The sequence below is a fragment of the Caproiciproducens sp. LBM24188 genome (genome assembly GCF_054130445.1).
In genome coordinates this window covers 385,364-397,913 of record NZ_CP196862.1, presented here as the reverse complement: position 1 = coordinate 397,913, position 12,550 = coordinate 385,364, and the positions used below count along the sequence as shown (strand labels likewise).

Below are 12,550 nucleotides of genomic sequence, written 5' to 3'. Positions count from 1 at the left end.
TTCAGAAACAATCCCGTGTTTTTTCGTTCTTATTTACACATTAAACCGGAACAGCACCACGTCGCCGTCCTGCATCACGTATTCCTTGCCCTCCGAACGGACAAGGCCCTTTTCCTTGGCGGCGGTCATGCTTCCGCAGGCCATCAGGTCGTCGAACGAGATAACCTCCGCACGAATAAAGCCGCGCTCGAAGTCGGAATGGATTTTTCCCGCAGCCTGCGGTGCCTTGGTGCCCTTCTTAATCGTCCACGCACGCACCTCCGGCTGACCGGCGGTCAGGTAGGAAATTAAGCCCAAAAGGCTGTAGCATTCGTTAATCAGGCGGTCCAGACCGGATTCGGTCAGGCCCATGTCGGCAAGGAACAATTCCTTTTCCTCTTTGTCCATTCCGCTGATTTCCGCTTCAATTTCCGCGCAGATTGGCAGCACACCTGCGTGTTCGCTGTCCGCAATTTTCTTTACCATGGCAAAATACGGATTGTTTTCAATGCCACCCTTAAAATCCTCTTCGCTCATGTTCGCGGCGTAAATCACCGGCTTGTTGGTCAGCAGGGAAACTGAGGAAAGCAGTTCAGCCTCCTCCTCCGTGCATTCCACACTGCGGGCAGATTTTCCCTCGTTCAGTGCATCCCGAACGCGTGCGAAAAAGTCGTAGTCGGCCTGATATTTTTTATCCGCCTTAATCATTTTCTGTGTTTTTTCCATCCGGCGCTCCAGTACTTCCAGATCGGATAGAATCAGCTCCGTGTTGATGGTTTCAATGTCGCGCTTCGGGTCAATGCTGCCCTCCACGTGGATAATATCATCGTTGACAAAGCAGCGCACCACATGCACAATGGCATCCACCTCGCGGATATTCGCGAGGAACTTGTTGCCCAACCCCTCGCCTTTGGAAGCGCCGCGCACCAGCCCGGCAATATCCACAAACTCAATGGTGGCCGGCGTATACTTTTCCGGGTGGTACATTTCAGCCAGGCGGTCCAGCCGCTTGTCCGGCACCGCCACCACGCCCACGTTGGGCTCTATTGTGCAGAACGGGTAGTTCGCGGACTGCGCCCCCGCGTTCGTAATTGCGTTGAACAGTGTGCTTTTGCCCACGTTGGGCAATCCTACAATACCAAGCTTCATTCCTGTTTCCCTCATTTACTTCCGCCATATTCCTGCCGGAATGGGCGGATACTATATCATAGATTTATTATAGCTCTTTTCCGGTTCCCGTACAACCATTGCCGGGGAGAAAACTACTGCACGATTTGTGCTGCTTTGTCTGTGCGCATGGTCAGCGAAATGCGCTGTTTCTTTACATCCACGGAAAGGACGCGCACGGTCACGATGTCGCCCACCTTAAGCACCTCGCTTGGATGCTTGATGTAGCGGTCGCAGATCTGCGAAATATGCACCAGGCCGTCTTGATGCACACCAATATCGACAAACGCGCCGAAGTCGATGACATTGCGCACGGTTCCGGTCAGTTCCATGCCCGGCTTCAAGTCCTCCATGCTCATCACGTCGGTGCGCAGCATGGGCTTGGGCAGCTCATCGCGCGGGTCGCGCCCCGGGCGCAGCAGTTCGGTCACAATGTCATGGAGCGTCGGCACGCCGACACCCAGCTGAGCCGCCGCCTGTTCCTCCCCAATGGCGTTTACCTTGTCCCGCAGGTCGGAAAAGCCTTCCCGTTTCATATTTTTAATATCGTAGCCGCACAGCTGAAGCAGCGCCTTCGCCGCGTCATAAGATTCCGGGTGCACGGCGGTGTTGTCCAGAATATTTTTGCTTTCGCTCACGCGCAGGAAGCCCGCACACTGCTCGAATGTCTTGGGACCAAGCTTCGGCACCTTTTTCAGCTCCGCACGGGAGGAAAACGCACCGTTCTCCTCCCGGTAGGCCACAATGTTTTTGGAAATCGTTGGTGTGATGCCGGCTACCTTTTCCAACAGGCTGGGGGAAGCTGTATTCAGGTCAACGCCCACAGTATTCACGCAGTCTTCTACTACGCCTCCCAACGCTTCATCCATGCGCTTTTTCGGCATATCGTGTTGGTACTGTCCCACGCCGATGGCCTTGGGGTCGATTTTCACCAGTTCGGCCAACGGGTCCTGCAAACGGCGTGCGATGGAAACCGCACTGCGCAGGGTGACATCATAATCCGGGAACTCCTGCGCGGCCAGCTTGCTGGCGGAATACACGGAAGCACCCGCCTCGCTGACTACCATGTACGAAACGCCGGTGTTCAGCTCGTGAATCACGTCGGCGGTAAAAATTTCGGTTTCCTTGGACGCCGACCCGTTGCCGATGGCAATCACTTCTACGCCATACTTTTGAATCAAGCGCTTCACGGTTTCCTTGGCCTCTGCGACCTTCGCCTGCGAATGGGTGGGGTAAATCACTCCCGTGTCCAGCACACGGCCGGTCGGGTCCACGACCGCAACCTTGCATCCTGTGCGGTAGCCCGGGTCCAGACCCATGGTCACGCGGCCCTTCACCGGCGGCTGCATGAGCAGCTGGCGCAGGTTGACAGAAAATACCTTAATGGCGGCTTCGTCCGCCTGTTCGGTCAGAGTATTGCGGATTTCCCGCTCAATGGAGGGGAAAATCAGCCGGTCATAGGCGTCCTCCGCGGCCTGCCGCACCGCTTCGGCGCAAGGGGAATCCCCTTTCACACAGGTGGAAAGCAGGATATTCAGTCCCTTTGTGCGGTCCAGCTCCAGGCTGACCTTCAGAAACTCCTCACGTTCCCCGCGGTCAATCGCCAAAATCCGGTGCCCCGGCAGTTTGGCAGCGGGCTGACGGAAGTCGTAATACTGCGCATACACCGAATCCTCATCCGGCTTCGCCGCTTTGGAAACCAGTTCTCCCTGTGCCATGGCCACTACGCGCAGGCGTTTGCGGATACCCGCGTCGTCGGAAATCATCTCCGCAATAATGTCCAATGCGCCCGCGAGCGCGTCCTCCGGCGTTTCTACGCCGAGTTCCGGATTTACATATTGTTCTGCCAGGTCAATCGGATACGGGGAGTCCGGCTCCTGCGCGAAAATCGCCTGCGCAAGCGGGTCAAGCCCCTTTTCCTTCGCCACGGAAGCACGCGTCTTGCGCTTGGGGCGGAACGGGCGGTAAATGTCGTCGATTTCCGAAAGGGTTGCAGCGGCATTCAGGGCAGCGGAAAGTTCTTCCGTCATACTGCCGGCGGCAGTAATCAGCTCCGCCACTTCTGTGCGGCGCTTTTCCAGCGAGCGCAGGTATTCCAGCCGCTCCGCAATTTCACGCAGCGTCTGGTCATCCAGCGACCCGTGGGCTTCCTTGCGGTAACGGGCAATAAACGGAATCGTGTTGCCCTCGTCGATCAGTTCAATGACCTTTTGCACCTGCCATTCCTGCAGGGAAAACTGAGTGGAGAGTTCTTTTACAAAATCCATTTTATTTTCAATCCTAACATTAATTTAATTCAGCAAGCAAGAAACAACGAACCGAGCAAAATCGAAAGCCTTTTCCTTGCTTTTGTTCCGTGAAAAATTCCTATTTTGCATGTTTCATGCGGATGGTTCGTGATTCATTCATTGGTTCCATGGTTCACCGCGTAAACAGTTTTACCACCGCGGAGCCCGCCCAGCACAGGCCGTAAATCACCGGCTGATGTACAATATAAATCAGCAGAGCGTGGCGGCCGAGCCAAGAAAAGAACGGCACGCGCGAGGGATACAGAAACGCGGGGAATTTGCCCTGCACGGCCAGCTTTCCTAAAATGGTGCCCGCGGCGAACACAAACATCCATGGGAAAAGCGGAAAATAGTCCGAACTGTGGAATTCCAGATTAAAAATTCCCAGCGGCGCAAGCCAGTTTGTCCGGTACAGGGAATCCGGCAGAAAAACACCCATCTGTGGGGAAATGCCAAGATACCCGAAGGAAATGTGCATGGTGCACGCATACAGCAGCGCACAAACGGCAACAGCCGCCCACGAAAACTGGAGTCGGTCGGCGAACGGTTTCAGCAGGCCGTAGCCAATCATGCAGACGGAAAGAAAATGTAGAATTCCAAACACAATCAGCTCCTCCGGCACCACCAACGCGGTGACTGCCGTCACGCCCAGGGCAACCGCCAGCAGCTTCAACCCGCGTTTCAGGTTGGAGCGCGACAGGTCGGACGAAATGCCGGAAATCAAAATGAAAAGCCCCGCAAACCACGGTTCCGCGGGCATAAAAAAGCGCAGCAGCACCATGCCGACCTGAAGATTGTACAGGTAGGCGAGCGTATAGAAGCCGTGGTAAAACACCATGCAGAACACCGCAAACCCACGGAGCTCGTCCATGGCATAAATCCGGCGGCGTGCCGGGGCTTCCCGTGAATCAGGCATAATCGCATCCTCCATACGTGATGTATATCGGCCGCCGATCGTTTGAATTCAGCCGACGGCACAAAACGCGCACGGCACGCCCAAATTCTTGGCTGCCTTGGCGTTTGGAACAAACTATTTTTAACCGGGTTGGTTTTATGGTATAATAGTCAAATCAACTGCGGTTGATTTGACTTTTGGAAATTGCTGGGCGGCGCGCAGCGCCTTCCCGCCTTCGGCGGCCGCAATTTCTTTGGATCACGTCAAGCTCGGTGTAATAGTCAAACCCGCTGTCGCTGGTTTGGCTTTCGGAATTTGCTGGGCGGCGCGCAGCGCCTTCCCGCCTTCGGCGGCCGCAATTTCTTTGGATCACGTCAAGCTCGGTGTAATAGTCAAACCCGCTGCCGCTGGTTTGACTTTCGGAAATTGCTGGGCGGCGCGCAGCGCCTTCCCGCCTTCGGCGGCCGCAATTTCTTTGGGCTTTCGTGGAGCACACCGCACCGTTTATTAATTTTAACCGCTTTTACCATTTCAACAGTTAGAACAGCAAGAATTATTATATCATGTGTAAGGAGGAAATGACAATGAAAGAAATAAAATCCGCAAAGCTGACCCGCGAATACACCGTTACAGAAGACATGTTAGCGGTAAACGTGGGCAGCGGCAGCCTGCGCGTGCTTGCCACCCCGACCGTCGCGGCCTTGTTTGAAGGAGCTGCCGCGGCGCTTGCGCAGGAAGGGTTAGAAGATATTTACACCACGGTTGGTTCCAAAATCACAGTGGAACATCTGAACCCCACGCCGCTCGGGGCAACGGTGACGGTGACCGCCGAACTGACGGAAAACGAGGGACGTTTTTTCCGCTTTGCACTGGAGGCATATGATGAAGCCGGGCTGATTGCAAAGGGCACGCACGAACGCGTCAGCGTGAAAAAGGAAAGCTTCCTGAACAAGGCCGAATCCAGAAAAGCAAACCAGGTGGAATCCAAATGAGCTATTCGCTGATTTTATTTGATTTGGACGGAACCTTAACAAATTCTGAGCCGGGCATTACCGGCTGCGCCGCGCTGGCACTGAAAAAAATGGGATTTCCCGTACCGCCGCAGGAAACCCTGCGTAAATTCATTGGCCCGCCGCTGTGGTCCAGTTTCGTCAATTACTGCGGCCTGACGGAAGAACAAGCCGAACAGGCGGTACTCCTTTACCGGGAAACGTACAATGTAACCGGGGCATTTCAGAACGCGCCCTACCCCGGGATTCCAGAGCTGCTGGAAGAACTGAAGCAAAAGAAAATCTCCCTGGCAGTCGCCACATCCAAGCCGGAAAACATTGCCCTTCCCGTGCTGGATTATTTTCATTTGACCCCTTACTTTGACTTTATTTCCGCCCCGGATGAAAACGAGCACAGCAGCAACAAAGATGAGCTGATCCGGTCTGCGCTGAATGCCCGCCACGTTCCCGCTGAACAGGCCGTAATGGTGGGCGACACTCGCTTTGACGCCGCCGGTGCGCGCGAAGCCGGCACCCAGTTCATCGGCGTTCTGTACGGTTTTGGCACGCAGGAAGAAATGGAGCACGAGGGTGCGTCCGTTTTTGCAAAGGATATTCCCACTTTGAAAGCACTTCTGCTTCAGTAGCAGCGGGGCAGCAGTACAAAGCAGCGAAACTCCCGGTTTGAACTGCTTTCCGCTTTCAAACAACCGAACCCGGCTGTTCCTCCCAGTAGGGAATTGACAAACCGAATTCCCTATTGTATGATAGGAACGAACTGAATAATACGAGTTCCGTAAGAGGCAGAACGAGAGGTATTGTTGAAAGACGGCATTGGTTCCGTTTGTTCTTAATTTCATTCGACGCTTCCCATCGGAACAAGTATAAAGGGGTGCTGAGTATACTCGGCTGAGATGAAGCGGATGGACGCTTCGAACCCTCGACCTGATCTGGATAATGCCAGCGTAGGAAAGAAACGGTATTTTTGACGCTCTGTGCATTCACAGAGCGTTTTTTGCATTTATGCAGCAATGCTTTTACACTCCATCCAAACGCTTCCATTCCTTCGGTTTGACCGTCGGAACCAATCGCCGGCGGGGAAACCGAACGAAGGGCTGGATTCTTGAATAGGTTTCAGGGATTATTCGGTTCAAATCATGTTTTGGAGGAACACACATGAAAAAGAACACGACTTTGACCCTTGTGGAATGCGCGCTGATGATCGCCATGTCCACCGTATTAAGCATGATTAAGCTCTTCGAACTGCCGCAGGGCGGCTCCATTACCTGTGCCAGCATGGTGCCGTTGGTGCTGGTTTCGTACCGGCACGGCCTGAAATGGGGCATTGCCACTGCGTTCACGCACAGTCTGCTGCAAATGGTGCTTCGGTTCGACGCACCCCCGGCCAACACCATCGCGGCGTTTATCGCCGTCGTTCTTCTGGACTACGTGCTGGCGTTTACGGTCCTCGGCACGGCGTCGTTCTTCGGCAAACCGTTCAAAGCCCGCACCGTCAGTGTGGCGGTGGGCTCTGTGGTCGTCTGCGCGCTGCGCTTTGTGTGCAGCTTCCTTTCCGGTATTCTCATTTGGGCCAGCTACGCGCCGGAAGGAACGCCGGTTTGGCTCTACTCCCTTACTTACAACGGCAGCTATATGCTGGTAGAAACCATCATTACCGCTGTGGTGTCCGTCATCCTGGTTCAGGTGCTGGACCGCATGGAACACAGAAGCCCCAAAAAAGCATAAACAGAGAACCCTTCCCGGCGCCGGCTGCCCTTGAGCAGCCGGCGCTGTTTCTTTTTTCGCGGAAAAACCGGCGGCGAAAACCGAGTGACAAAGGCATTCTTTTCTCATAATCCGGCAAGGATGCAGAATACAATGCAGAAGAACCCGCTTTTCCATTCCATCCGGGATGCATTCTGATGCACACCCGGGAATCAAGGTGATGACCCTGAATAAAGGATTTCAGAGATTGATCCGAAAACACACCTTCCCCGTACGGGCAACCTTTCCGCGTGCAAAGAACCAGCCGCCTCCCCTGCGCGACCGTATTTTGGGCACGGCTATTCTGGCGGCGGGCCTGGCTTTGTTCCTGTGGCTGACCGTTCTGCTCTGCCGACCGATTTTAATGCTGATTACAAATTCTGAAGAACTGGCCCGGTTTATCCGCAGCCAGGGCGCTTTGGGAAAAATTTCGTTTCTGGGCATGGAAATTCTGCAGGGGTTTCTCCCCATCCCGCTGGAACTGACCGCCGCGGCGGGCGGCTACGCGTTCGGGCGGGCACAGGGCTTTTTTCTGACGATCTGCTCCGTCCTGATATCAACCACGGTGATTTTTTATTTTACCAAAATCTGCGGCAGAAAGCTTTTAAATCTGTTCTTTTCCTCCGCCCAACAGGAAAAGGTGCTGTTTTTTCTCGGCGAAAAGAAACGCGATGCGCTGTTGTGGCTGCTGTTCCTGATTCCTGGCACACCGAAACGCCTGTTTTTATTTTCTGCTGGCCTGCTGCCCCAAAACTTCAGCCGTTTTCTGCTGATTACTACACTGGCCCGCGTTCCCTCCCTCTGGGCATCCTCGGTCGGGGGCCATGCGCTGGAAAGCGGCAATTACGGTCAGGCCGCCGCACTCTTTCTGCTTTTGGGCGGAGCCAGCGCGGGCGGTCTGCTGCTCTATAAGGCGCTCACAAAGTAACTGTGGCGCACCGTACTTCGGCCCAGAATTGCAGCCAAATGGCTTTCTCTCCGGCCATTTCCAAAACAATTTCCTGCGCTTCTTAATTTTATCACTTTAAAGGTGAAAAATCGTTGACGGGCAATGTGAAAAATCTTATAATAAATAATAATTAGTAATATTAAGCAATTCTGGATTTCGTCGTTCAGACGGTAATACATCGCCATAACACCGAACACAGCGGCGTATTCTTTAAAAAAGAAGTCCGAAATCAACGGCGATTTCGGATTGGATCGTGTCATGTTGGAACGGAGGTGCCGAATTGATCAGCGGTGCGGAAATCATGGTAAAATGTTTGGAAAACGAGGGCGTGGATCTCGTTTTCGGCTATCCGGGCGCGGCAATTTGCCCATTTTATGATTATCTAAGCCGCTCGTCCATTCGGCATATTCTGGTGCGCGAGGAACAAAATGCGGCGCACGCCGCCAGCGGATACGCCCGCGCCAGCGGAAAACCCGGCGTCTGCATTGCCACCAGCGGCCCCGGTGCCACCAACCTGATTACCGGCATCGCCACGGCGTACATGGACTCCATCCCCCTGATTGCCATTACCGGGCAGGTCAGCTCCGAATTGCTGGGCCGCGACGTGTTCCAGGAGGCGGACATTACCGGCGCCTGTGAACCGTTCACCAAGCATTCGTATTTGGTGAAAAACACTGCCGACCTTCCACGCATTTTCAAGGAAGCATTCCATATTGCCTCTACCGGTCGCCCTGGCCCGGTCTTGATTGACGTTCCGGTGGACATGCAGACCGCCGAGATTCAAGAATTTGTCTATCCGCAGAAAGCAAATATCATCGGATACAAGCCCCGCACACAAGGGCATGCCATGCAAATCAAAAAGGCGCTTATCGCCATCACCGAGGCGCAGCGCCCCATCATCTGCTGCGGTGGCGGTGTGGTGCTGGCCGGCGCGCGTAATGAACTGATTGCGTTTGCACAGAACAGCGGCATTCCCGTGGTTTCCACCATGATGGGCATCGGCGTGATTCCAATGGACAGCCGCCTTTACCTGGGCATGATCGGCATGCACGGGCATGCCAACGCAAACCGCGCCATGAAAGAGGCGGACCTTGTCATCCTCTGCGGCGCGCGCGTGGGCGACCGCGCAGTCAGCGCACCGCAGCAAATGGCCAAAAAGGCGACCATCATCCACATCGACATTGACCCCGCCGAAATCGGCAAGAACATGACTGCACACATCCCGATTGTTGGCGACATCCGGCTGGTACTCCGCGAACTCGCAGAAAAGGTTACCAACATTGTGCCGGAGGAGTGGATTACCAGCGTGCTCCGTTATAAAGAGGAGTACACTCCTGCCGGAATACCGGAAAACGGAACCGGTTTCGTGGAGCCGCGCTCGTTTATCCGGGCGCTCTCCCAAAAAATGGAGGACAATGCCATTCTGGTTTCCGATGTGGGACAAAACCAGATTTGGGCGGCGCGCAACTTTAACGTAAAGGAAGGGCGCTTCCTCACTTCCGGCGGGCTGGGTACCATGGGGTACGCGCTCCCCGCTGCGCTGGGCGCAAAGCTGGCAAAACCGAAGCGCCAGGTACTGTGTATCTGCGGCGATGGTTCGTTCCAAATGGCCATGTGCGAACTGGGCACCCTGTGCCAGAACCGGATTCCCGTTAAAATCATCGTAATGCAGAACGACCGCTTGGGTATGGTGTGGGAAATCCAGACCAAAAAGTACAAAGGCCATCATATTGCCACCCAGCTTTCGGGCAGCCCCGACTTCGTCCGTCTTGCACAGGCTTACGGCATTGAGGCGGCCTATGCGGATTGTAACGACGAAGCGGAGCGGCTGGCGGCAAAAATGCTTGCTTCAGAGCATGCCTTTATTCTGGTTTGCCGCGTCAATCCCGATGCGCCGACCATATAATCGACAGATTTATAAATCCCATTTCCCGCATGTTTTATCCTGATCCGTCCCGCAGAGAAAGGAGGGGCCTTCCCCATGAAACACACGCTTTCCGTACTGGTGGAAAACCAGCCCGGCGTTCTTTCCAAAGTATCCGGCCTGTTCGCCCGCAGGGGCTTTAACATCGACAGTCTGGCCGTCGGCATTGCCGAAGACCCCACCATTTCGCGCATTACCATTGTGGTGGACGGTGACGATTATATTGTGGAACAGGTGGAAAAACAGCTGAACAAGCTGATTCCCGTCATTAAGGTAAAAGTGTTGGAGCCCAACCGGTTCATCAGCTGCGAGCTGTCGCTCATTAAGGTGGGCTGCAACACCAAGCAGCGTGCAGAGCTGATGAAAATTGCCGAGCTGATGCACGCGCATATTGTGGACGTTTCCACAACATCCCTGACCTTCCAGTTTACCGACAACGACGAGCGCACGCAAACGCTCATCAGCCTTCTGAAACCGTACGGCATTAAGGAAATTGTCCGCGCGGGCACCCTTGCCATTGAAAAGGGTCCCTCTACCGCGCGCAAGCAGACAAGCGAATCCATGTAACCAACCCCTTGAACCGATTTTCGGCTCAAGCGTTAGTTTATATTATTTGCCATCAGGCAAGGAGGAAAAGAAAATGCCAAAAATCTATTATCAGGCGGATTGCGATATCAATCTGCTCAAAGGTAAAACCGTTGCCATTATCGGTTACGGCAGTCAGGGACACGCGCATGCATTGAATCTGCATGACAGCGGTGTCAACGTTGTAGTCGGCCTGTATGAAGGCAGCCCGAGCAAGGCGAAAGCAGAAGCAGCCGGTCTGAAAGTTATGACCGTCCCGGAAGCAACGAAAGCAGCCGACATTATTATGATTCTGATTCCCGACGAGCGCCAGGCGGATATGTACAAGACCGACATTGCCCCTTACCTGACGGAAGGCAAAGCGCTCGCCTTCGCGCACGGCTTCAACATTCACTACGGCCAAATTAAACCGCCGAAGAACATCGACGTGTTCATGATTGCTCCGAAGGGCCCGGGCCATACCGTGCGCAGCGAATACACCGCCGGCAAGGGTGTTCCCTGCCTGGTTGCTGTGGAGCAGGACTACACCGGCCACGCGCTTGACCTCGCCCTCGCCTATGGCGCAGGACTTGGTGCAGCCAGAGCCGCTATTATGGAAACCACCTTTAAGATTGAAACCGAAACCGACTTGTTCGGTGAACAGGCTGTTCTTTGCGGCGGTGTAACCGCCCTGATGCAGGCCGGCTTTGAAACTCTGGTGGAAGCGGGCTACGCACCGGAAAATGCTTATTTTGAATGCATCCATGAAATGAAGCTGATTGTCGACCTGATTTACCGCGGCGGCTTCTCGCTGATGCGTTACTCCATTTCCGACACGGCGGAATTCGGTGATTACGAAACCGGCAAACGCCTGATTACCGACGAAACCAAGAAGGAAATGAAGAAAATTCTCAGCGAAATTCAGGATGGCACCTTTGCCAGCAAATGGATCGCCGAAAACAAAAACGGCCGCGCGCACTTCAACGCATGCCGCCGGATTGCCGCCAGCCATCAGCTGGAGGAAGTCGGCAAAGAGCTGCGCAAAATGTATGCGTGGAACAACGACCCCATTGATTAATTTTACATTTTAGCAAAATATCACTCATAAGATATGGCACGAACAGCATATTCTTAATACTGTCCGCCGCCGGGGCTGTGGAAAAATCCGTCGCACCGGCGGCAAAATCTTGATTATATATTGATAGGAGGACAGAACTTATGTGGGACAGAGGAATCCTAAAATCCAACGCAAAACTTGCCTTGAGGGGGCGCTACTGGACTGCCTTCGCCGTATGCCTGGTCGCATTGCTCATCAGTGAAGCTCTGAATATTTTTACCATGCCGATTCAGATCCAATACCAGTTTCTTGCGTTCAACCCCCTTGCAAACCAAGCTGATATTATGGCTCAAAGCGGCGTCACGAACCTGATTTCAGTCGGTAATCTGCTGCTTGGTATTTTCGTAGGGTTGCCCCTTGAAATTGGGCTGGCCCGTTTCTTCGTGCAAAACCGCTTTGGCAGAACCGACTTTGGCACTCTGTTCAGCGGCTTCCGCCAAAATTACGGGAACGGCGTAGGCGCGCTGTTTGTAACCAACCTTTTCATTTGCCTGTGGTCGCTTTTACTCATCATCCCCGGAATTGTAAAAGCCCTGCAGTACAGCATGGTTTCGTACATACTCTCCGACAATCCGTCCATTCCCGGTTCACGCGCACGTGAAATCAGCCGGATGATGACAAACGGAGAAAAGGGTGCGATCTTCGTCTTGATACTTTCGTTCCTCGGTTGGTTCCTGCTGGGTGCAATCTGCTTTGGCGTTGGCATTCTCTTTGTAATCCCCTACTACAATGCCACCATGTCGGAGCTTTACGTGTTCCTGCGCGACCGCGCCATCCAAACCGGCCAGCTGAACCCGGCAGAGCTTGGTCTGGTTGTGCCCGCGCCCTATTCGCAGGACCAGCAGCCCCAGTCCTAAGCTGTTTCAAGGCGCTCCGTTCCACAGAGGAACGGGCTGCGGCAGCCCGAAGGAATT

General features: G+C 54.1%; 12 protein-coding genes and 1 riboswitch. Of the genes, 9 read left to right on the top strand and 3 right to left on the bottom strand.

The window, feature by feature from the left end; all coding sequences use genetic code 11:
* Nucleotides 1–33: 33 nt before the first annotated feature.
* The 3 genes from ychF to ACSVDI_RS01805 form a co-directional block, all read right to left on the bottom strand.
* A complete protein-coding gene (gene ychF, locus ACSVDI_RS01815; RefSeq protein WP_457944303.1) occupies nucleotides 34–1,128 on the bottom strand; it encodes a redox-regulated ATPase YchF in 1,095 nt (364 codons plus the stop codon).
* Between the two features lie 113 nt (nucleotides 1,129–1,241).
* Complete coding sequence (locus tag ACSVDI_RS01810) at nucleotides 1,242–3,413, bottom strand: Tex family protein (protein ID WP_457944301.1); 2,172 nt, start codon at nucleotides 3,411–3,413, stop codon at nucleotides 1,242–1,244.
* Between the two features lie 154 nt (nucleotides 3,414–3,567).
* Complete coding sequence (locus tag ACSVDI_RS01805) at nucleotides 3,568–4,350, bottom strand: heparan-alpha-glucosaminide N-acetyltransferase (RefSeq protein ID WP_457944300.1); 783 nt, start codon at nucleotides 4,348–4,350, stop codon at nucleotides 3,568–3,570.
* A gap of 232 nt (nucleotides 4,351–4,582) precedes the next feature.
* Between ACSVDI_RS01805 and ACSVDI_RS01800 the strand changes: the two genes are divergently transcribed.
* The 9 genes from ACSVDI_RS01800 (at nucleotide 4,583) to ACSVDI_RS01760 (ending at nucleotide 12,493) form a co-directional block, all read left to right on the top strand.
* Nucleotides 4,583–4,840, top strand: coding sequence for a hypothetical protein (locus tag ACSVDI_RS01800; RefSeq protein ID WP_457944298.1), 258 nt, complete (start codon nucleotides 4,583–4,585; stop codon nucleotides 4,838–4,840).
* 73 nt (nucleotides 4,841–4,913) lie between these two features.
* Nucleotides 4,914–5,321: a thioesterase family protein gene (locus tag ACSVDI_RS01795; protein ID WP_457944297.1), complete on the top strand. Its 408-nt coding sequence runs from the start codon at nucleotides 4,914–4,916 to the stop codon at nucleotides 5,319–5,321.
* The gene (locus tag ACSVDI_RS01790; RefSeq protein WP_457944295.1) at nucleotides 5,318–5,965 is read left to right on the top strand and encodes an HAD hydrolase-like protein; all 648 of its coding nucleotides are present in this window, start codon (nucleotides 5,318–5,320) and stop codon (nucleotides 5,963–5,965) included. Before ACSVDI_RS01795 ends, ACSVDI_RS01790 begins: the two co-directional genes overlap by 4 nt.
* A gap of 231 nt (nucleotides 5,966–6,196) precedes the next feature.
* Nucleotides 6,197–6,307: riboswitch (TPP riboswitch) on the top strand.
* A 187-nt stretch (nucleotides 6,308–6,494) separates the two neighbouring features.
* Nucleotides 6,495–7,064 carry an energy-coupled thiamine transporter ThiT gene (thiT, locus tag ACSVDI_RS01785; protein ID WP_457944293.1) on the top strand — a complete coding sequence of 190 codons (570 nt, stop codon included), beginning with the start codon at nucleotides 6,495–6,497 and terminating at the stop codon, nucleotides 7,062–7,064.
* A 226-nt stretch (nucleotides 7,065–7,290) separates the two neighbouring features.
* On the top strand, nucleotides 7,291–8,010 hold the full coding sequence (locus ACSVDI_RS01780) for a TVP38/TMEM64 family protein (protein ID WP_457944291.1): 720 nt from the start codon (nucleotides 7,291–7,293) through the stop codon (nucleotides 8,008–8,010).
* A gap of 301 nt (nucleotides 8,011–8,311) precedes the next feature.
* Nucleotides 8,312–9,937, top strand: a complete 1,626-nt coding sequence (gene ilvB, locus ACSVDI_RS01775; protein ID WP_457944290.1) for a biosynthetic-type acetolactate synthase large subunit — start codon at nucleotides 8,312–8,314, stop codon at nucleotides 9,935–9,937.
* 75 nt (nucleotides 9,938–10,012) lie between these two features.
* Nucleotides 10,013–10,522, top strand: a complete 510-nt coding sequence (ilvN, locus tag ACSVDI_RS01770; protein WP_457944289.1) for an acetolactate synthase small subunit — start codon at nucleotides 10,013–10,015, stop codon at nucleotides 10,520–10,522.
* A 73-nt stretch (nucleotides 10,523–10,595) separates the two neighbouring features.
* A complete protein-coding gene (ilvC, locus tag ACSVDI_RS01765; protein WP_457944287.1) occupies nucleotides 10,596–11,597 on the top strand; it encodes a ketol-acid reductoisomerase in 1,002 nt (333 codons plus the stop codon).
* Between the two features lie 140 nt (nucleotides 11,598–11,737).
* A complete protein-coding gene (locus tag ACSVDI_RS01760; RefSeq protein WP_457944285.1) occupies nucleotides 11,738–12,493 on the top strand; it encodes a DUF975 family protein in 756 nt (251 codons plus the stop codon).
* The last annotated feature ends 57 nt before the right edge of the window (nucleotides 12,494–12,550 follow it).

Coding starts and splice junctions, on each gene's coding strand:
- ilvN (WP_457944289.1), top strand. CDS start 10,013: ATGAAACACACGCTTTCCGTACTGGTGGAAAACCAGCCCGGCGTTCTT.
- thiT (WP_457944293.1), top strand. CDS start 6,495: ATGAAAAAGAACACGACTTTGACCCTTGTGGAATGCGCGCTGATGATC.
- ACSVDI_RS01760 (WP_457944285.1), top strand. CDS start 11,738: ATGTGGGACAGAGGAATCCTAAAATCCAACGCAAAACTTGCCTTGAGG.
- ACSVDI_RS01795 (WP_457944297.1), top strand. CDS start 4,914: ATGAAAGAAATAAAATCCGCAAAGCTGACCCGCGAATACACCGTTACA.
- ACSVDI_RS01805 (WP_457944300.1), bottom strand. CDS start 4,350: ATGCCTGATTCACGGGAAGCCCCGGCACGCCGCCGGATTTATGCCATG.
- ilvC (WP_457944287.1), top strand. CDS start 10,596: ATGCCAAAAATCTATTATCAGGCGGATTGCGATATCAATCTGCTCAAA.
- ACSVDI_RS01790 (WP_457944295.1), top strand. CDS start 5,318: ATGAGCTATTCGCTGATTTTATTTGATTTGGACGGAACCTTAACAAAT.
- ychF (WP_457944303.1), bottom strand. CDS start 1,128: ATGAAGCTTGGTATTGTAGGATTGCCCAACGTGGGCAAAAGCACACTG.
- ACSVDI_RS01810 (WP_457944301.1), bottom strand. CDS start 3,413: ATGGATTTTGTAAAAGAACTCTCCACTCAGTTTTCCCTGCAGGAATGG.